This is a genomic window from Streptomyces sp. NPDC088246, assembly GCF_044741025.1.
Lineage (GTDB): Bacteria > Actinomycetota > Actinomycetes > Streptomycetales > Streptomycetaceae > Streptomyces.
The window spans coordinates 1-17,875 of sequence record NZ_JBIURV010000027.1 but is presented as its reverse complement, the minus strand read 5'-3'; the positions used below and the strand labels follow the sequence as shown (position 1 = coordinate 17,875).

Sequence of the window (17,875 nt, the reverse complement as noted above, 5' to 3'; positions counted from 1 at the left end):
TCACACCTTTCGGAAGGATCGGTCAGGAGACCACCCATCGTAAAGGATCGGCAAAGTTGTCCGCTCTTTCGGGTGATCGTGTCAGTCCGTGAGGGGCTTCACCCAACGCCGCCAGTGATCCTCGCGGTGGTAGCCACCCGCAGCCCACGTGTGGTGTGCCCGTTCGTTGGCTTCCAGGACCATGGCGTCCACCCGTCGCCCGCCCAGGGAGACGAACCGCTGTTCCGCTGCTTCCATCAAGGCGGTGGCGATGCCTTGCCGGCGGCAGTCCGGGTGTACGGCCAGCCGGTAGGCGGAGCATCGCCAACCATCGAAACCGGCTATGACGGTTCCCGCGAGAAGGCCGTCGCGCTCTGCGAGAAGCAGGGCCCCGGGGTCCCTCGAGATGAGTCGCGCCACCCCGTCCTGGTCGTCGCTGATGCCCGTTCCTTCCGCGGCTTCGCGCCAGAACCGCAACACGGGGTCGATATCGATGAGGCCGGCGCAGCGGATGTGGAGATCACTCATGGGGCGAGCCAAGCAGAGGAACGGCCCGCCCGGCGAACGATTTCCGTGCGGAGATCCGGCCGTCAGAGTTCCGCGTCGAGGATGTTCAAGAACGCCGTGCCGTCCACACTCCCGTCGGGTCGGGGCAGTGCCAGCTCCGCCCAGATGACCTTGCCCTGGGGGGTGTAGCGGGTGCCCCAGCGTTCGGACAGTTGCGCGACGAGGAACAGGCCGCGGCCTCCCTCATCCAATGCAGCGGCATATCGCAGATGGGGCGAGGTGCTGCTGCTGTCGGCCACCTCGCAGGTCAGGGTGAGGTCGCGCAGCAGCCGTATCGTGACCGGCGCGGAACCGTGGCGGATGGCGTTGGTGATCAGCTCACTGAGCACCAGCTCCATGGCGAACGCAAGCTCGGACAGACCCCAGTCGTCGAGCTTCTCGGCCACGGCGGCACGCATCCCTGCCACAGCGGCGGGATCGAACGGCACGTCCCAGTCGGCGACGTGGTCGGGCGGGATCGCCCGTGTGCGAGCGATGAGCAGTGCCACATCGTCCTTCGGCCGGCCGGGCAGGAGCTCGCCGAGCACCGCCCGGCAGCTCTCCTCCGGCGGCCGGTCGGGATGGGACGCCAGCGCCTGGCGCAGCAGCTCCATCCCCACGTCGATGTCCCGGGTGCGGTCCTCGATGAGCCCGTCGGTGTAGAGGACGAGCTGCGTGCCCTCAGCCAGCTCCAGTTCCGCGGTCTCGAACGGCATACCGCCCAGGCCCAGGGGCGGCCCGGCCGGCAGATCGGGGAACGACACACTGCCGTCGGGCTGGACCAGTGCGGGCAAGGGATGCCCGGCCCGCGCCATGGCGCAGTGGCGGGAGACGGGATCGTAGATTGCGTACAGGCAGGTGGCGCCTGTGATCACCGCACCGGCGGTCGTCTCCACATCCTCCTGATCGATACGCCCGACCAGGTCGTCGAGGTGATTGAGGATCTCGTCGGGCGGCAGGTCGAGTGTGGAGAAGTTGTGCACGGCAGTGCGCAGCCGTCCCATCGTGGCGGCTGCGTGCAGGCCGTGGCCGACGACATCCCCGACGACCAGCGCCACCCGGCTGCCCGGTAGCGGGATCACATCGAACCAGTCGCCACTCACCCCGGAGAGTGCGGGCAGATAACGATGGGCGACCTCGAGGGCGTTCTGCTCGGGCAGGGCACGCGGGAGCAGGCTGCGCTGCAGAGTCACGGCCATGGCGTGCTCACGGGTGTAGCGGCGGGCGTTGTCGATACTGACCGCCGCCCGGGCGACCAGTTCTTCGGCCAGGGACAGGTCGTCCTCCTCGAACGGCTGCGGCTTCTCCGAGCGCCAGAAATTGGCCATGCCAAGGACGACGCCCCGCGCCTGGAGGGGCACCGTTATGAGCGAATGGATGCCGTACTCGACGATCCTGCGTGTCCGCTCCGGTTCCTGGGCAAGCCAGCCGGGTGCGGCGGACAGGTCGGGTACCAGCTCCGGCCGGCCGCTGGCGAAGGCCCGTGCCTGCGGCGTGGAGGGGAGGAAGTCGATCAGGCGGCCGGGCTCATAGAGCGGATGGTCGTCCCGGATGCCCTGGATGGCGGTGCGGCGCATGTCCGCGCCCGTACTGGTCGGCTCGTCCCCGTGCAGGACCGGGTCGGCCAGATCGACGGTGACGAAGTCGGCCAGCCGGGGGACCGCGACCTTCGCCAGTTCCTCGGCCGTACTCACCACGTCGAGGGTGGTACCGATGCCGAGCCCGGCGTCGTACAGCAGTCTCAGCCGCTGGCGGGCTACCTCCGCCTTTCCGGACAGCGCCCGCAGCTCTGTGGAGTCACGCAACGTCGCGACCGTTCCCTCGGGGCCACCGTGACGATCCGTGGGCCGCTGGTTCACCGCGAGCAAGCGGTTCCCCGCGAGGAGCACTTGGTCCGTGGCCGCACGGCCCGAGGTCAGCAGTTCCACCATGCCGGGATCAAGGCCGGGCAAGTCCGAGATGTGCCGCCCCTCGGCGTCGTGCGGCAGATCCAGCAGCCGTCGGGCCTCGTCGTTCGCCAGCAGCAGCCGACCGTCGTTGCCGACGATGAGCACGCCTTCGCGTACGGCGTGCAGCACCGCGTCGTGATGCTCGTACATGCGAGTCATCTCGGCGGGGCCCAGACGGTGGGTCTGCCGCCGCAGCCGCCTGGCCACCAGCGCCGTCCCGGCCGTGGCCACGACGAGCGCGGCGGCTCCGGTACCGAGGATGATAGGAATCTGTCGTGACACCACGCTGGTCACGTTCTCGACCTTCATGCCGGCCGAAACCAGGCCCACGACTTTGTGGCCGAGGTTGTAGATGGGGACGGTCGCCTGCACCTCGTGGCCGAGCGGGCCTTTGACGGTCTCGGTGTACACATGGCCGGCCAGCGATGGCCCGATGGTGCCGACGAACCTCTTCCCGATCTGGCTCGGCTGGGGATGCGTATAGCGGATCCCCTTCGTGTCCATCACCACGATGAAGTCGACGCCGGCCGCTTTCCGGGCCGCCTCGGTGAGCGGCTGGAGCACTTTGGAGGGATCGGGTGACTTCAGCGCGGCCAGGACGCCCGGTGAGTGCGCGAACGTCTCCGCGACGGCAACCGAACGCTGTCTCGCCTCCGCGTTCGTGTCGTGCCGGGACTGCAGCAGGAGTGCCAGCACCGCGGCCGCCACGAGGAACACCACCAGAGCCACCTGCAGGGCGAAGACCTGCCCGGCAAGGCTCCAGGGGTGTTTCTCCGTGAGTGACCGAACCGGTGCGTTCCGGAATCGGCCGAAACGTCTGGCCACATTGCCCTTTGTAGCACCGCAAGGTCGACGGCGCGTGAGGCGAAGCAGGCCGGGGAGGGCCTTTCGGGCGGGAACACACGGCCGTCGCAATCCGCTTCCGAGGGGCCGCCGCATCCCGGCGGTACCGTTCTCCTTGCCCTGGGCGGCGCCCTCGCAGAGCCGACGGAGCATTCGGAGGACGAATTCCGCCATGTGGTCACCGGCGACCGGTGTACGGGGCACCGGAGGGCTCCCCTTGCCGGTGCTAGCGCACCCGCGCTAGCGTATTTCTGTGCCCAAGACTCAGCTGAACGTGAGAGTGGACGAGGCCACGGCCGAGGCCGCGCGACAGCGCGCGCTGCAGAGGGGAATGAGCGTGAACCGCTACATAGAGGAGCTCGTGAAGCAGGATGCGGGCGAGGTCGGACACACCTTTGTCGAAGCCGCGGCCGACTTCATGAAGCAGTACGAGTCGGTGTTCGCCGAGGAGTTCGGCCCGGAGTGCAAAGGCACGCGTTGAACCTCCAGATCGACCTTTCCTGGCTGCTCATGGTGGCCGAGCACAAGACTCCCGGCGATCCGCAGGTCGTCGACTGGGGTGCGCTCGTGGCCGCGGTGGCCCGCCATGAGGCCGAGATCTTCGGCAGCCCCGTCTACAGTGACCCGCACTCCAGGGCTGCTGCCCTTCTGCAGTTGCTGCTCCATGTTCCAGCGCTCGAACATTCGAACGCGATGTTCTCCTCGGCCGTCGCATACGGCTATCTCGTCGCCTCCGGGCTGAAGGTCATCACCTCGCCCGAGCAGGTGCGCGACCTGGCTCGACTGGTGAAGGAAGGCAAGGCGGACGTCCGGGCCATCGCCGACGAACTGCGCCAGTGGAGCCTGTGACACCGCCGGTACGCGGTGGCGGCCGATGCGTCAGTCGACCACGGCCGGCCGCCGCGCCACGCCCAGCACACATGCGGACGTGGGCAGCCGGATTCCCCAGTCGGGCATCCTGACCCTGCGGTAGGCCTCCACCGTGAACCCGGCCCTTTCGATGGCGGCCAGGGTGTCGCGCGCCGTGTGGCACCCGCCCGTCACCAGCGGCCAGACCGTACGGTCCAGCGCCCGCTGGGCCGCTGCCATGGCCCGGTCGTCGGCCCGCACATGCTCGAAGAAGCGCAGCTCGCCGCCCGGCCGCAGCACCCGTACGAGCTCCGCGAGCGAACGCTCCACATTCCGTACTGTGCACAGCACCAGCGAAGCGACGGCCCCGTCGAACGCCTCGCTCTTCACCGGCAGGGCCTCCGCCGCGCCCGGCACCACATCCACCGGAATTCCGGCACGCAGCGCCGACCGCACCGCCAACTGCCGCAGGATGCGCTCGGGTTCGATGGCCACCACCTCCGACACCGCGGGCGGGTAGTGCGCGAAGTTCAGGCCGTTGCCCGCACCTATCTCGATGACCCGGCCGGACATGCCGGCCAGCAGCTCCGATCGCACCGCGCCCAGCCCCGCCCCGGTCTCCGCGGCCACACTCATCCGGGCGTAGAACCGGGCGAAGACGGGGTGGTGCACCGCGTCCTCCGGGATTTTCGTGCTGCGCAGACGCATGACGGACCTCCTCGACACGACGCTCGACCGGAAAGGTACGGCTACTTCGATTCTCCCGCGTCCCGCGCGGCTCAGCCGCTCAATCGGCCGGCCGATTACCGCCCAGGTCCGCCGCCAGCCAACTCCCGGCCAGGACACGGAAGTCGGCAGGCGCCAGCGCCCCCGCACCGGCCGGTACGGCACCCAGCAGGGGGGCGCCCGCAGCCACCGGAAGGTCCGCCAGATTGCAGCGCGCCGCGAGGTCCGGCTCGGCGGGCATGCTGCCCACCACCACACCGAGGCACTCCAGTCCCCGGGCCCGCAGGGCCTCCGAGGTCAACGCGGTCGTATTGAGCGTGCCCAGTCCGGCCTCCACCACGACCAGGACCGGTGCGCCCAGCAGCCGTGCCGCGTCGGCCAGGGTCGCGCCGTCGTCGTCGAACCGTACGAGCAGTCCCCCCGCACCCTCGACCAGCACCAGATCGTGTTCGCTCGCCAGCTTCTCGGCCGCCTCGGCGATCTCGTGCGGCCGTACCGGCGGGAGACCTGCCCTGCGTGCGGCCGTGGCGGGTGCCAACGGCTCGGGGAACCGGGCCAGTTCGACCGCGGTCACATGGCCGCCCGCCAGCCGCACCACCTCTGCGGCGTCCCCGGGCTCACCGGGGGCCAGGCCCGTCTGCGCGGGCTTGAGCACCGCCACACTGCGATCCCGGCACGCCGCCGCCACCGCCGCGGTCACGACCGTCTTGCCGATCTCCGTGCCCGTACCCGTCACCACCAGAACCGTCATCTCAGCCCTCCCGCGCAGCCGCGCACACGGCGCGGGAGATCCGCGCCACATCCTCGTCACCGGTCACATACGGCGGCATCGTATAGACGAGATCGCGGAACGGCCGCAGCCACACGCCCTCCCGTACCGCCGCCCGGGTCGCGTTCTCCATGTCCACCTCGTGATCGAGCTGTACGACGCCGACAGCGCCCAGCACCCGCACATCCCGTACCCCGGGCAGCTCCGCCGCAGGGGCGAGACCGTCCCGCAGCCCGCCGCCGATCCGCTCGACCTCCTTCTCCCAGTCCTGGCCGAGCAGCAGGTCGATGGAGGCGCACGCCACCGCGGAGGCGAGCGGATTGCCCATGAACGTGGGCCCGTGCGCCAGCACCGGTACCTTGCCGCGCGAGATGCCCTCCGCCACCCGCGAGGTGCACAGTGTCGCCGCCATCGTCAGATAGCCGCCGGTCAGCGCCTTGCCCACGCACATGACGTCGGGCGAGATCCCCGTATGCTCCGCGGCGAACAGCTTCCCCGTACGGCCGAAACCGGTGGCGATCTCGTCGAACACCAGCAGCACGTCATGCGCGTCGCATGCCTCGCGCAGCACTCGCAGATAGGTGGGGGAGTGAAACCGCATACCGCCCGCGCCCTGTACCACAGGTTCCACGATCACCGCGGCCAGCCGGTCGGCGTGCTCCGCGATCAGTTCCCACAGGTGCTGTACGTACGCGGCATCCGGCTCCGTGTCGAAGCCGGCCGGCGGCTCGTCCGCGAAGATCTGCCGGGGCAGTACGCCCGACCACAGCTCGTGCATGCCACCTTCGGGGTCGCACACCGACATCGGCTGCCAGGTGTCCCCGTGATAGCCGCCGCGCCAGGTCAGCAGCCGCTGCTTGGCCGGCCGCCCGACCGAGCGCCAGTACTGCAGACACATCTTCACCGCGACCTCGACCGACACCGACCCGGAGTCGGCGAGGAAGACATGCTGCAGCGGCTCCGGGGTGATCTCGACCAGCCGCGTGGCCAGCCGCACGGCGGGCTCATGGGTGAGCCCGCCGAACATCACATGACTCATCCGGTCCAGCTGACCGCGTGCCGCTTCATTGAGCACCGGATGGTTGTAGCCGTGCACCGCCGACCACCAGGACGACATGCCGTCGACCAATTCGTGCTGCCCGTGGGCCGGTTCGGCGAGCCGGAGCCGTACCCCGGACGCGGACTCCACGACCAGCGGCTCCTGACGCCCCGGCATCGGGCCGTACGGATGCCAGACGTGGGCCCGGTCCAGGGACCGCAGTTCGGCCGGGGAGAGGGTCTCAGGCATTGGGGGCGACATCCGTACCCGCGCCGCGACGGCGGACTGCCACCAGGTCCGTGCGTGCAGCCGGAATCCCGCTGGGCTCGGCAGCGGGTTCTGTGGGCGCGTCGCCACAGGGTGCGCATCCCCCGTCATGCGAACCGCAGCCGCCACCCGCCTGAGCGCGGTGCGCAGGCAACGTCGTCGTTCCCGCTCCCTCCACCTCGAAACCGGCGTCCGCGATCATGTCCAGATCCGCCTGCCCCGCTTGTCCCTCACTGGTGAGGTAGTCGCCCAGGAAGATCGAGTTGACCAGGTGCAGCGCGAGCGGCTGCATCGAGCGCAGATGCACCTCGCGCCCGCCCGCGAGCCGCACCTCCACGTCCGGGCAGACGAACCGGACCATCGCCAGAATGCGCAGACACCGCTGCGGGGTGAGGTTCCACTCCTTGGCCAGCGGAGTGCCCTCGAACGGGATCAGGAAGTTCACCGGCACCGAGTCCGGGTCGAGCTCGCGCAGCGAGAAGACGACATCGACCAGATCGGCGTCGCTCTCACCCATCCCGGCGATCAGCCCGGAGCACGCCGAGAGCCCGGCGGCCTGCGCCTGCTGCACGGTGTCCACCCGGTCCGCATAGGTGTGGGTGGTGGTGATGTCCCCGTACGTCCCCTCGGACGTATTGAGGTTGTGGTTGTACGCGTCGGCGCCCGCCGACCGCAGCCGGTCGGCCTGTCCGTCGGAGAGCAGACCGAGGCAGGCGCACACCTCCACGCCTTCGTTCTGTTCCTTGATCGCCTCGATGGTCTGCGACACCCGGTCGACATCACGGTCCGTCGGTCCGCGACCGCTGGCCACCAGACACACCCGCTTGGCGCCCCCCGCCACCCCGGCGGCGGCGGCCTTCGACGCCTCGTCCGGCTTCAGCCAGGTGTACTTGAGGATCTCGGCCTTCGAGCCGAGCCGCTGCGAGCAGTACGAGCAGTCCTCGGGGCAGAGCCCGGACTTGAGATTGACCAGATAGTTCAGCTTCACGCGCCGCCCGAACCACTGACGGCGCACCTTTCCGGCCGCGGCCACCACTTCGAGCAGGTCGTCGTCGGAGGTCGCCAGTACGGCGAGTGCTTCTTCGCGGGTCGGCAGTTCGCGCCGCAGTCCCTTGTCCACCAGCGTGTTCAGGAGGTCCATGGCGTTGATCCTGGCCTACGGCACCGCCCGCAGCCAAGGAGGAACCGGACAACAGAGCCCGTCTGAGGTGTGTGTATTGCCACACCATGACCTGCTGCGCGCCCGGTTAGGGTCTGTGAGCTGCCTACAAAAGGGACCGCTCATGCCCTTCGCTCCGTTCGACTGGATCGACGACGAGGCGCGCCGCCGCGCGGACGCCGGGCTCGTCCGTACGCTCCGCCCTCGGCCCGCCGAACCAGAACTGCTGGACCTCGCGAGCAACGACTATCTGGGCCTGACCCGGCACTCCGAGGTCACCGCCGCCGCGGCCGAGGCCGCGCGCAGGTGGGGAGCGGGGGCGACCGGATCGCGGCTCGTCACCGGCTCCACCGCATTGCACGCCGAACTCGAACGCGAGCTGGCCGATTTCTGCGGTTTCGAGGCGGGCCTGGTGCTGTCATCGGGCTACGCGGCCAATCTCGCCGCCCTCACCGCGCTCACCGGCCGCGGCTCGCTGATCGTCTCCGATGCGGGCAACCACGCTTCGATCGTGGACGGTTGCCGGCTCTCCCGGGCCGAGATCGCCGTCGTCCCGCATGCCGATCCCGATGCCGTGCGCAAGGCCCTGCAGGCCCACGGGGGACGCGCGCTGGCGGTCACCGACTCGGTCTTCTCGGTCGACGGCGACGCCGCGCCGCTGCCCGAACTGGCCGACGCCTGCCGGACGGAGGGCGCCGCACTGCTCGTCGACGACGCGCACGGCCTCGGAGTGCTGGGCGAGGGCGGCCGGGGTGCGCTCGCCGCCGCCGGTCTCGCGGGCGGCGAGGGAATCGTCACCACGCTCACCCTCTCCAAGTCCCTGGGCAGCCAGGGCGGGGCGGTCCTCGGTCCGGCCCGGGTCATCGAACACCTGGTCAACACGGCCCGTACGTTCATCTTCGACACAGGCCTCGCACCGGCCGCGGCGGGCGCGGCTCTCGGGAGCCTGCGGCTGATCCGTCGCGAGCCGGAACGCGCCGGCAGGGCCCGTGCGGTCGCCACCGCTCTGTACGAGCGGCTGACCGAGGCCGGTCTGACCGCCGTCCGCCCCGACGCGGCCGTGGTCTCGGTGCGGGCGCCCTCGGCGGACGCGGCGGTGCGCTGGGCGGCCGACTGTCGCGCCGCGGGAATCGCGGTGGGATGCTTCCGGCCGCCATCGGTGCCGGACGGTGTCTCCCGGCTGCGGCTGACAGCGCGAGCCGATCTGACCCAGGAGCAGATCGCCACCGCCGTGGCGATCGTACGGCGGACCGCTCCCGTCAGCTGACCGAACCCCGGTGCAGACCGGAGACGAAAGATGTCCAGGCCGCCGCGGAGAACCGCAGCGGTGGCCTGGACACATCCTTGGAGTCCCGCACGGCCAGCCGCCCGCCTCCGAACGGCGCGGCCTCCACGCAGTTGTTCATACCCGTGCTGCGGCTGCTGCGCCGCCACCGTAACTCGTGTTGTGCGAGGCAATCCGACATGAGCCCCCCTCGGGCAGTCCAGGGTCACCGACCGTCGCGGTCGATCGTGGCGATGAGGTCCAACGAGTGCTCCGGCGACAGCGCGTGTGCCTGCATCGTGCGGAAGGCCGAGCTGTACGCCTCAAGGTCTTCTTTCCGCTCCAGATAGAGGCTACTCGTCAAATGGTCGAGAACTACCACGTCCAGATCAGAAGTGTTCGGAAATGAGAAGATAACGAAAGGGCCGGTGAGGCCGGCATAGCCACCGACCGAGAACGGCAGCAACTGAAGCTCCACATGGGGCAGTTGAGCCACGCGAGTCAGATGACGCAGCTGGTTTCTCATCACCCGGCGCCCGCCGACCTCGCGCCGGAGCACCGCCTCGTCGAGCACCGCGCTCAGTCGCAGCGGCGGATCGGTCCGCAGCACGCCCTGCCGGGCGAGCCGTACCTCCACCAGCGAGTCCAGCTGGCCGGCGGGTAACCCGTCCAGCGAGGCCCGGGTCACGGCACGTGCGTAGTCGGCCGTCTGCAGGAGCCCCGGCACCACCGAGGTCTCCAAGGTCCGCGCGGTCCGCGCCTGGGACTCCAGACTGATGAAGTCGCGGTACTGCGGCGGGATCAGACCGCGATAGGCATGCCACCACCCGGTGCCGCCACCGCCCGCCGAACCCGCCAGCGCCGCCAGGAGCGTCCGCAGCTGTGTGTCGTCCACGCCGTACGCGTCCAGCAGCCGGGTCACATCGGCCGGCCGCATCCCACTGACGCCGGTCTCGATCCGGCTCACCTTCGACTGGTGCCAGCCGAGCATTCGTGCGGCGTCCCGGCTCGTCAGTCCGGACGCATGGCGCAGGCTCCGGAGCTCCTCCCCGAGCTTGCGGCGCCTCACCGCAGGGCCGTGCTGCATCTTCGGCCTCCCTCCCTCTTCTGCCGAGCGGACAGTGTGACGCCCGCATACGGTCTCGCGTGGCAGGGTTCACCGCATTGAGCGACAGATATATGCATATCTTGGTGGATCGCCGTCACAGAGGGCAGCATCAGTGGCAATCTGGCGCGAAGCACAACCGGGACCGGTCGCGGGTCGGTCCACGTGGAAAAGGGGCGGCTCGCCATGGCAGACCATCAGGAAGCAAGCGTCACTCTGCCGAGCGATCCGGTCTCGGTCTCGTCGGCCCGGAGATATGTGGCAGGGGTGCTGACCGAATGGGGTCTGGCCATCGACACCGAGTTCGCCGACAGTATCCGACTCATCGTCTCGGAACTCGCGACCAACGCCGTCCAGCACACCTTCGGACAGTCGCCCACCTTCACCGTGGACCTCAGGCTGGAGCGGGAGGAACAGCTGCATCTGGGTGTGACGGACAGTCACCCGCGCCGGCCCCGGCGGCTGCCCGCCGCCGTTCAGCAGGACAACGGACGCGGCATGGTGATCATTCGCTGTCTGGCCAAGGAGCGCGGGGGCCGGCTCACCGTCACCCCCACTGCCGACGGCGGCAAGACGGTCTGGATCGCGCTCCCCTGGAGCAGCCCCGTGCAGAGCTGACCGCCCCTGCGAACCGCCGCCTCCCTGTCTCCCGATCGCGTGATCACCCGCCCTCGCCGCCCGGCCGCTGCGCCCGGGCCGCGCGCCCGAACCCACTGCGCAACAGCGCCTGGAGTGTTGCCGCCGCGGCGCTCGCCCGGTCGCCGCGGTGCACCATCGAGATCGTCCGCCGGAACGAAGCGGGTTCCAGCCGCCGCACGGACAACGGCGTCGACGACATCGCGGCAACCATCTCCGGTACGACAGCCATTCCGATGCCCGCGCTGACCAGCGCACACACCAGCGCATAGCCGGGCGACTCGCAGACCACGGCGGGTGTCGCCCCTGCTTCGGCCAACGCCTGCTCCACCCCGCGGCGCGGTGGATGCGTCGGTGCGCTGCTGACCAGCGGCCGCCCCGCAAGTTCCGTCACCGGCAGTCTCCCCGTGGCTTCGGACAGCATCTGCCCGACCGCCGTGATCAGGACCAGTTCCTCGACCAGCAGCGGTTCGGCGAATACCCCGGAGGGCCAGGCCGCTGCGGCAGCCGGCTCGTACACATGGGTCAGCGCAAGATCGACTTCGCCGGCGGCCACAGCCGTGACCCCGTCCGGCGGCTCGTACTCGGTGACCGCCAGTTCCACATCCGGGTGGGCGCGACGGAAGGCGCTCAACACCGGCGGCAACAGATGGATGCCCGCGGTGGTGAACGTGCCGACCCGGAGGCGTCCGCCGGAGAGTCCGGAGAGACGGGCCAGTTCGTGGCGGGCCAGGTCCATCTCGTCGAGGATCCGCCGTGCGCGTCCGACCAGCAGCTCACCGGCGGCCGTGAGGCGGGCCCCTCGGTGGTGGCGCACCAGCAGGGCGGCGCCCGCCTCCCGCTCCAGCTTGGCGATCTGCTGGGAGAGCGCGGGCGCGGTGTAGCCGAGTCGGGCGGCGGCCCGGGTGATCGATCCCGCCTCCGCGACTGCCACCAGCGCCGCGAGCCGTGTCGGGTCGTACATTAAGCGTTCCTTTTGGCAGACCCAGAAGATTGCAAGTACACGCTAAAGGCTCTGCCGGGCCAGGGTGGACCCATGGACGCACAATTGATCGCCTTCATCGGGGTCGCCGCTGGAATGGTCGCACTGCCGGGCGCGGACTTCACCGTCGTCGTACGCAACGCGCTCGCCTCCCGGTCAGCGGGGGTGGCGACCGCGCTGGGTGTTGCCGGTGGACTCCTCGTGCACACCGCGCTGGCCGTCGCCGGGCTTGCCGCTGTGCTGGTGACGCTGCCCGTACTGTTCCGCACCGTTCAGCTGCTCGGCGGGGCCTACGTCCTCTACCTCGGCATCAGCGCCCTGTACGCGGCTCGGCGCCGCACCACGGGCAGGGCGGGCGAGGCCGAGGACGAACCAGCAGGGCAGGGAACCGTACGAGCACTGCGCCAGGGCTTCCTCACCAACGCCCTGAATCCCAAGGCGCCGGTGCTCTTCCTGAGTCTGCTGCCGCAGTTCGTTCCCGACGGGCAGCCGCCGCTCCCGAGGACCTTGCTGCTCGCAATGATCGTGGTGCTGCTTGCGCTGATCTGGTTTCCCGCAGTGGCCCTCATGGTGGACCGACTGGGCCGGTGGCTGCGCCGGCCGCGTACCGCCCGCGCCATCGAGGGCGGCAGCGGCGCGGCGCTCACCGGTCTGGGGCTGGTGCTGGTGTCCGGCCCCCTGCTGCACTGAGTAACGAGCGGGTCAGCGGCGGAGACCAGGGCCTGTCCGGTGGATCACGGCCGGGGGCGCGGGCCTGATCCGCCGGACAGGCATCAGCGGACTCGCCCGTAATAGACGCTCTTCGTCCAGATCTTCTCCAGCCGGACCACCGCGCCGGTCCTCGGCGAGTGCCAGATCCTGCCCTTGCCTGCGTAGATCCCCACGTGGTAGATGCTGCGGCCGTAGTGGAAGAAGACCAGGTCGCCGCGTTGCCTGTGCGAGGCCGAGATATGGCGGCTCTTGTTGTACTGCTGCTGGGCCGTGCGCGGGAGCTTCTTGCCCGCCTTTTTGAACGAATAGACCGTCAGGCCCGAGCAGTCGAAGCGGTTGGGGCCGGTGGCCCCCCACCCGTATGGCGATCCCTTCTTCGACGCGGCGACGTTGAGTGCCTTCATCGAGAGGGTCGCTGCCTGGGCTTGGGGCGTGGCGCCCGGGGCAAGCATGGTGCCGCCGACGGCGGCCAGTGTCAGAACCGAGGCCGTGCCGGCCCGGGCGAGCAGAGACGGGACATGAACCTGCGCAGCCATGCGCAACCCTTCGTCAGCCGCCTGTGAAGGATGACCTGTCGGGTTCGGGCTGGCGAAGTTGCCCGGCCGCGCTCGGCGGCTTCACCCCGAGGGTCGACCGGTGTTCCGGTCGACCCGTTGTGCTCGGGTCCTCCACTCCTGCCGATCCACTTCTGTCGACCAGGCATCCGGGCGGCGGCAGGACTCGGCGTCCGCCCGGACCGCCCCGCCGCGGTGGCGGGGGCTTGTCGTCCCAGGGATCTTGACGCACCGACTGCCGGATTTCCGAGGGGAAACGAAGATATGTGAGTCTCCTCACTGATGACCCGTTTGGGTGGGGCTGATGATTTCGACGGCCGTGCAGGTCAGTCGGACCGGTCTCGCACCAGGGGTGGAAGGATAGATTCCGCTCACTGTCCCGCAAAAAACGCAAGTTGAGATGTCGCTCGCGAGGGGGAATCCCTACGCCGAACGAGCTAGGAATTTCGATGTGCCTGCCGGGCGTGTCGCGCAGGGGAGTTGAGCGAAGTCCGTCGGAGTCGGAGGCGGAGTGGGTTGAGCGAACCCCGTCGGAGGTGAGGGCAGGGGGAGTTGGCCGGACCCGGCCGGGGTCGGAGACGAAGTGGGCTGCTCAATTGGCCTGAGCGGGGGGTACGGTGACGCGTCCGGCCCGCCGTTCCCCGTCCAGCACGCGCAGCGCCCGCGCCAAGGTGGCGGCGTGGATCTGCGCCTCGCCGCGCTCATGCATCAACGCGAGGGCGTCCCGCAGTGCGCCCGCCCGTGAGGCCAGTGCCTGTGCGGCGCGCAGCGCGCCGTAGGTGTCGCTGCCGCGGGCCGGGTTGATCCGGCCCAGTTGGTCCAGGACTTCGAGGTAGCAGTCGATGAACTCCCCCTCGGCGCGCGTCAGTGCGGGGAGCGGCGGCAACTCCGGTGGCTGCATCGGGCGTTCACTTCGCGCTGTGCGGCGGGAGTGACGACTTCCGGTTCTCCATGATGTGGTCCACCAGGCCGTACGCCTTGGCGCCCGCCGCGTCGAGGATGAGGTCGCGCTCGATGTCGGTGGCGATCTGCTCTGCGCTGCGGCCCGTGTGACGGGCCAGCAGTGTGGTGATCATCTTGCGGACCCGTTCCAATTCCTGTGCCTCGATCTCCAGATCGGACGGCTGGCCCTGAACCGGCTCGGTGAGCTCGGGCTGCTGCACGACGACCCTGGCGCCGGGCAGTGCGTGCCGCCGGCCGGGAGCGCCCGCGGCGAGCAGTGCGGACGCGCAGGAACCGGCCTGTCCGAGGCAGTAGGTCTCCACCTCGCAGGTGAGGTACTGCATCGTGTCGTAGATCGCGGACATGGCTCCGAACGAGCCGCCGGGGGAGTTGATGTAGAGCGAGATGGGCCGGTCAGGGGTGTCGTGTTCCAGATACATGAACTGGGCGATCAGATCGGTGGCCGCGGTGTCGTCGACCGGGGTGCCGAGGAAGACGATCCGTTCGGCGAGCAGCTTGGAGTACGGATCCAGGGTGCGCGTCCCGTTGGTCGTGCGCTCGGTGAACTCGGGCAGCACGTAACGGGCGGTGGGGCGGAACAGCATGGCGTTGCCTTTCCTCCGGAGCTGTACGGGGATCTGCACAAGCGTCTGTAAGAAATGTACAGGACGTACAGAAGGTTATGATGGGGAGCCATCCTAGTGATCCACTAAAAGTCCCAGACCAGAGGCTGTTCTAGCTGTTCGCCGAGGACGGATATCTCACAATCTGTCACGACGTCTTGATCATCAGGCTGCTTCGCCCTCACTGAAACCGAGTAGAGAAGTGAGGTGGTCCGAGGCGACGCGGAGGTCCTCGGGGCTCGGGCGGACGTACACCCGCTTGGTGAAGTTGGCGTTGGCATGCCCGGCCCATGCGGCGAGGACGACGTCCGGCACGCCGTTGACGGCAAGTAACGTGAGGCACGAGTGGCGCGCGTCGTAGAGCCGGACCTTCCGCAGCTCCAGCTTCCGCTGCAGGGAGTACGCGGCCTCACGCAGGTGGTGAGTCGTGAGCGGCTGGCCGAGGTGGTCGACGAAAATATAGCCAGAGTGCTGATAGGGCGCGCCCATCGACATCTGCTCTACCTCTTGCGTCACCTGAAAGGCGAGCATCGCCTCCTTCACCGGCAGCGGCAGCGGCAGTGTGCGTTCGCCCGCCTCGGTTTTGGTGTCCTTCTCCAGCACCCGGGCGTTGCCGATCATTGTCCTGGTGTTGGCGATGACCAGCGTTTCGGCGTCGAAGTCGATGTCCTCCCAGCGCAGACCGGCGACCTCAGCGGGACGCAGGCCCATGAGGCTGAGTATCAGCGGGGCAAACAGGCGTTCGTCCCTGATGCCGAGAAGGAAGTCCTTGACCTCGACGACGTTCCACGGCGCGGGACGCTTGTTGGTGCGCCTGTCCTCCTTGCGGGCGCGGCGAGGGATCTTCACGTACTCGGCGACGTTGACATGCACCAATTTCCGTACGACGGCCCGACCGAGGGCCTCTTTCAGGCGACTGCGCACCCCTTGGGCCGTCGAGGGGCGCAGCCCTGTGCCGGCTTGGCCGCCGCGCCTGCGGGCGCCGACGAGTAGCCAGGCGACCATGGACTCGACGTGTTCCTCCGTCAGTTCCTGCAGGCGCATATAGCCGAGGTAGGAATGCACGTGGACCAAAGCGTTCTTGTACCCCTGGACCGTGCTCTCCTCCAGGTCCTCGGCCTTCTTGGCCAGCCAGATGTCGAGCCACTCGGACACCGTGATCTTGCTCGGCATGACGAATATGCCCGTCGCCCGCTGATTGCGGATGCGGGCGATCTCGTTACGCACCTCTGTGGCAGTGTCCATCGTGACGGTGCACTGCTTGCGCTTGCCTTGGACGTCATGGCCCATGTCGACGACGGCGCGGTAACGGACCTTGCCGCTCTGCAACGTGACCTTCTTGATCTGCGGCATGTACCCCCTTAACCGGCCTACTTCAGTAGGCTTCCTGAAGTGCCTACGGTAATCCGCGATTCCTCCTGCCCGGGAGGCTCTCTGCCTGGTCAGGCCCGCACGGCCATGCTCCCGTCATAGATCAGTGAGAGCGCGCGTGAGACAACGAAGCCCCGTCAGCACGCTTCGGCGAGGTTTCGTCGCGCAACGGGCTACGACGTCGTGTGGCATTCGGCGCGGGCAGCGTTGTACTCCGGCTGTCCGCTATCAAGCACGCGTAGCAAGGACGCGGTGACGACGCGAGTCGAGCGGCCAACCCTGAGTACCCGGCAAGGGAACTCGCCCCGACTAACCAGTGCATAGCCCTTCGCCCGCGAAAAGCCCAACGCCTTCGATGCGTCCGTGACGCTTCCCGTTCCGTCCCACGTGGCTCGAATGCGTGCGGAGCTGTACTGCGATTCCGGCAGCTCGGGGTTTCTTTGTGCAATTGGATTCTCCAGGTCATTTCGGGTCCGCGATCAATGAGTCTGGCTAAGAGCGCGTGTGGCTGTCAGGTCGTGGCTAATGACCGAACGCAGCAGTGGCGTATCCATGATCTGCGGGATCGCCGGTTTGGGTAACCGGCGATCCCGCGCTATGTTGCTCCGTCTTGAGCCACCTTGCTGAGTCTCGTTGGCCTGTTCCCGATGACGCACCACGTGGAGTGCGTGGCGATTCTTGAGCCGATCGCAAAGGGAGCCTGACCTGCGATTTCGCGGCGGACGGTGGGCTGCTTGACCTGTTTCCGAGCAGGCAACGGGTCGAGTGGACAGCCTCGTTGTGGAGATGTTCTGACCTGCATGTTCAGGGCGAGCTAGCGACCGTACTGGTTACGGCGCCAGGGTGACGCCGCGGATTCTTGACGCTCAGGTGACGCTCGGTGTTAGAAGTGGGTGGAAGAGCACCCCTCGGCCCGCGGCTGTAGGCAACGGCAACGGCGCAGTCCCCCGCCGCTTGTCCGGATACCAACGGCGGAGATCTTGGCGCGGCACTCTGGGCAGGCATTGAGAGGTAGGAGGCGGCCGGGTCCGCGTCGAAGGCGCCCGCGAGGAGTCCGTCGGTTCGGCGGGTGAGTAAGGGGTGGTCCAGCCGACGCCTTGGCAACTGACGAGCGCTGCTTTTACCGCCGGGCGCGGCTACGGACCGCCCATGCCGATGCGAGCACTCCGACTTCGGGTTGAAGACGCCCCGACCGGTTGAAACTGGGGTCTGCGGGGGTCGGTTCGCGGGTCGGCCAGGGCACGGGGACGTTGTTGGCGTCCGGCGCGTCACTCTGGGAGTTCTTCGACTACGGGGTCGGCCAGGGCATCGAGCTGGCCCACTTCGGCGGCGGAATCATCAAGGGCACCGCGGGACTGCTGAACTTCGTCCGCTCGGTCAACCCCACCGACCCGTACAACCTGACGCACCCCGCCGAGTACTACAAGGGCGTCAACATGACGCTCGCCGGCCTCGCCTCCACCGCCGCCAACCCCGACCGCGCCCTCAAGAACGCCTGGGACGCCGCCAAGGGCGACCCCTCCGAATTCATCGGCCGACTCGTACCCGAACTGGTAGGCAC

The 17,875-nt window shown here is 68.7% G+C and carries 19 protein-coding genes and 1 riboswitch; of the genes, 6 read left to right on the top strand and 13 right to left on the bottom strand.

Features of this window, described 5'->3' with window-relative positions:
* Positions 1-81: 81 nt before the first annotated feature.
* A complete protein-coding gene (locus ACIPEK_RS31120) occupies positions 82-507 on the bottom strand; it encodes a GNAT family N-acetyltransferase (protein WP_402002833.1) in 426 nt (141 codons plus the stop codon).
* A gap of 62 nt (positions 508-569) precedes the next feature.
* On the bottom strand, positions 570-3,299 hold the full coding sequence (locus ACIPEK_RS31115) for a SpoIIE family protein phosphatase (protein WP_402002830.1): 2,730 nt from the start codon (positions 3,297-3,299) through the stop codon (positions 570-572).
* 271 nt (positions 3,300-3,570) lie between these two features.
* Between ACIPEK_RS31115 and ACIPEK_RS31110 the strand changes: the two genes are divergently transcribed.
* Entirely contained in the window at positions 3,571-3,798 is a 228-nt protein-coding gene (locus tag ACIPEK_RS31110; RefSeq protein ID WP_093893369.1) for an antitoxin, read from the top strand.
* Complete coding sequence (locus tag ACIPEK_RS31105; protein WP_093551070.1) at positions 3,795-4,166, top strand: fic family toxin-antitoxin system, toxin component; 372 nt, start codon at positions 3,795-3,797, stop codon at positions 4,164-4,166. The genes ACIPEK_RS31110 and ACIPEK_RS31105 overlap by 4 nt, the downstream gene beginning before the upstream one ends.
* Before the next feature lie 30 nt (positions 4,167-4,196).
* Here ACIPEK_RS31105 and ACIPEK_RS31100 read toward each other — a convergent pair whose 3' ends face one another.
* From ACIPEK_RS31100 to bioB, 4 genes are all read right to left on the bottom strand, one after another.
* The gene (locus ACIPEK_RS31100; RefSeq protein ID WP_402002827.1) at positions 4,197-4,874 is read right to left on the bottom strand and encodes a class I SAM-dependent methyltransferase; all 678 of its coding nucleotides are present in this window, start codon (positions 4,872-4,874) and stop codon (positions 4,197-4,199) included.
* A gap of 79 nt (positions 4,875-4,953) precedes the next feature.
* Complete coding sequence (gene bioD / locus ACIPEK_RS31095; RefSeq protein ID WP_402002824.1) at positions 4,954-5,643, bottom strand: dethiobiotin synthase; 690 nt, start codon at positions 5,641-5,643, stop codon at positions 4,954-4,956.
* A 1-nt stretch (position 5,644) separates the two neighbouring features.
* Complete coding sequence (locus ACIPEK_RS31090) at positions 5,645-6,949, bottom strand: adenosylmethionine--8-amino-7-oxononanoate transaminase (protein WP_402002821.1); 1,305 nt, start codon at positions 6,947-6,949, stop codon at positions 5,645-5,647.
* Positions 6,942-8,108 (bottom strand): biotin synthase BioB, encoded by a 1,167-nt coding sequence (gene bioB / locus ACIPEK_RS31085; protein ID WP_402002818.1) that lies wholly within the window; start codon positions 8,106-8,108, stop codon positions 6,942-6,944. Before bioB ends, ACIPEK_RS31090 begins: the two co-directional genes overlap by 8 nt.
* Positions 8,109-8,250: 142 nt before the next feature.
* On the opposite strand from bioB, the gene ACIPEK_RS31080 reads away from it, so the two are divergent.
* Positions 8,251-9,393, top strand: coding sequence for an 8-amino-7-oxononanoate synthase (locus ACIPEK_RS31080; RefSeq protein ID WP_402002815.1), 1,143 nt, complete (start codon positions 8,251-8,253; stop codon positions 9,391-9,393).
* On the opposite strand, the gene ACIPEK_RS31075 is transcribed toward ACIPEK_RS31080, so the two are convergent.
* The gene (locus tag ACIPEK_RS31075) at positions 9,386-9,592 is read right to left on the bottom strand and encodes a DUF397 domain-containing protein (protein ID WP_383068528.1); all 207 of its coding nucleotides are present in this window, start codon (positions 9,590-9,592) and stop codon (positions 9,386-9,388) included. The two genes, ACIPEK_RS31080 and ACIPEK_RS31075, sit on opposite strands and share 8 nt — an antisense overlap.
* 24 nt (positions 9,593-9,616) lie before the next feature.
* Positions 9,617-10,477 (bottom strand): helix-turn-helix domain-containing protein, encoded by an 861-nt coding sequence (locus ACIPEK_RS31070; RefSeq protein ID WP_402002812.1) that lies wholly within the window; start codon positions 10,475-10,477, stop codon positions 9,617-9,619.
* Positions 10,478-10,681: 204 nt separating this feature from the next.
* On the opposite strand from ACIPEK_RS31070, the gene ACIPEK_RS31065 reads away from it, so the two are divergent.
* Positions 10,682-11,113: an ATP-binding protein gene (locus ACIPEK_RS31065; RefSeq protein WP_402002809.1), complete on the top strand. Its 432-nt coding sequence runs from the start codon at positions 10,682-10,684 to the stop codon at positions 11,111-11,113.
* Between the two features lie 43 nt (positions 11,114-11,156).
* Here the strand turns inward: ACIPEK_RS31065 and ACIPEK_RS31060 are convergent, their stop codons facing one another.
* A complete protein-coding gene (locus ACIPEK_RS31060; protein ID WP_402002806.1) occupies positions 11,157-12,095 on the bottom strand; it encodes a LysR family transcriptional regulator in 939 nt (312 codons plus the stop codon).
* A gap of 72 nt (positions 12,096-12,167) precedes the next feature.
* Between ACIPEK_RS31060 and ACIPEK_RS31055 the strand changes: the two genes are divergently transcribed.
* The gene (locus tag ACIPEK_RS31055) at positions 12,168-12,803 is read left to right on the top strand and encodes a LysE family translocator (RefSeq protein ID WP_383068535.1); all 636 of its coding nucleotides are present in this window, start codon (positions 12,168-12,170) and stop codon (positions 12,801-12,803) included.
* Positions 12,804-12,886: 83 nt separating this feature from the next.
* Here ACIPEK_RS31055 and ACIPEK_RS31050 read toward each other — a convergent pair whose 3' ends face one another.
* The 4 genes from ACIPEK_RS31050 to xerC all read right to left on the bottom strand — a co-directional run bounded on the left by ACIPEK_RS31050 (position 12,887) and on the right by xerC (position 16,296).
* Positions 12,887-13,360: a C40 family peptidase gene (locus tag ACIPEK_RS31050; RefSeq protein ID WP_402002803.1), complete on the bottom strand. Its 474-nt coding sequence runs from the start codon at positions 13,358-13,360 to the stop codon at positions 12,887-12,889.
* Between the two features lie 3 nt (positions 13,361-13,363).
* A riboswitch (cyclic di-AMP (ydaO/yuaA leader) is annotated at positions 13,364-13,544 on the bottom strand.
* Positions 13,545-13,970: 426 nt separating this feature from the next.
* Positions 13,971-14,279, bottom strand: a complete 309-nt coding sequence (locus ACIPEK_RS31045) for a hypothetical protein (RefSeq protein ID WP_402002800.1) — start codon at positions 14,277-14,279, stop codon at positions 13,971-13,973.
* Between the two features lie 7 nt (positions 14,280-14,286).
* Positions 14,287-14,922 carry an ATP-dependent Clp protease proteolytic subunit gene (locus ACIPEK_RS31040; RefSeq protein WP_402003040.1) on the bottom strand — a complete coding sequence of 212 codons (636 nt, stop codon included), beginning with the start codon at positions 14,920-14,922 and terminating at the stop codon, positions 14,287-14,289.
* A gap of 186 nt (positions 14,923-15,108) precedes the next feature.
* The gene (xerC, locus tag ACIPEK_RS31035) at positions 15,109-16,296 is read right to left on the bottom strand and encodes a tyrosine recombinase XerC (protein ID WP_402002797.1); all 1,188 of its coding nucleotides are present in this window, start codon (positions 16,294-16,296) and stop codon (positions 15,109-15,111) included.
* 1,271 nt (positions 16,297-17,567) lie between these two features.
* Between xerC and ACIPEK_RS31030 the strand changes: the two genes are divergently transcribed.
* Positions 17,568-17,875: hypothetical protein (locus ACIPEK_RS31030; protein WP_402002794.1), on the top strand; the 308-nt coding region annotated here is incomplete at its 3' end.

Excerpts from the sequence above, each read along its gene's own strand:
- bioB (WP_402002818.1), bottom strand. The coding sequence starts at position 8,108 with ATGGACCTCCTGAACACGCTGGTGGACAAGGGACTGCGGCGCGAACTG.
- ACIPEK_RS31050 (WP_402002803.1), bottom strand. The coding sequence starts at position 13,360 with ATGGCTGCGCAGGTTCATGTCCCGTCTCTGCTCGCCCGGGCCGGCACG.
- ACIPEK_RS31065 (WP_402002809.1), top strand. The coding sequence starts at position 10,682 with ATGGCAGACCATCAGGAAGCAAGCGTCACTCTGCCGAGCGATCCGGTC.
- ACIPEK_RS31045 (WP_402002800.1), bottom strand. The coding sequence starts at position 14,279 with ATGCAGCCACCGGAGTTGCCGCCGCTCCCCGCACTGACGCGCGCCGAG.
- ACIPEK_RS31090 (WP_402002821.1), bottom strand. The coding sequence starts at position 6,949 with ATGCCTGAGACCCTCTCCCCGGCCGAACTGCGGTCCCTGGACCGGGCC.
- ACIPEK_RS31080 (WP_402002815.1), top strand. The coding sequence starts at position 8,251 with ATGCCCTTCGCTCCGTTCGACTGGATCGACGACGAGGCGCGCCGCCGC.
- ACIPEK_RS31070 (WP_402002812.1), bottom strand. The coding sequence starts at position 10,477 with ATGCAGCACGGCCCTGCGGTGAGGCGCCGCAAGCTCGGGGAGGAGCTC.
- ACIPEK_RS31100 (WP_402002827.1), bottom strand. The coding sequence starts at position 4,874 with ATGCGTCTGCGCAGCACGAAAATCCCGGAGGACGCGGTGCACCACCCC.
- ACIPEK_RS31120 (WP_402002833.1), bottom strand. The coding sequence starts at position 507 with ATGAGTGATCTCCACATCCGCTGCGCCGGCCTCATCGATATCGACCCC.
- ACIPEK_RS31075 (WP_383068528.1), bottom strand. The coding sequence starts at position 9,592 with ATGTCGGATTGCCTCGCACAACACGAGTTACGGTGGCGGCGCAGCAGC.
- bioD (WP_402002824.1), bottom strand. The coding sequence starts at position 5,643 with ATGACGGTTCTGGTGGTGACGGGTACGGGCACGGAGATCGGCAAGACG.
- ACIPEK_RS31060 (WP_402002806.1), bottom strand. The coding sequence starts at position 12,095 with ATGTACGACCCGACACGGCTCGCGGCGCTGGTGGCAGTCGCGGAGGCG.
- xerC (WP_402002797.1), bottom strand. The coding sequence starts at position 16,296 with ATGCCGCAGATCAAGAAGGTCACGTTGCAGAGCGGCAAGGTCCGTTAC.
- ACIPEK_RS31055 (WP_383068535.1), top strand. The coding sequence starts at position 12,168 with ATGGACGCACAATTGATCGCCTTCATCGGGGTCGCCGCTGGAATGGTC.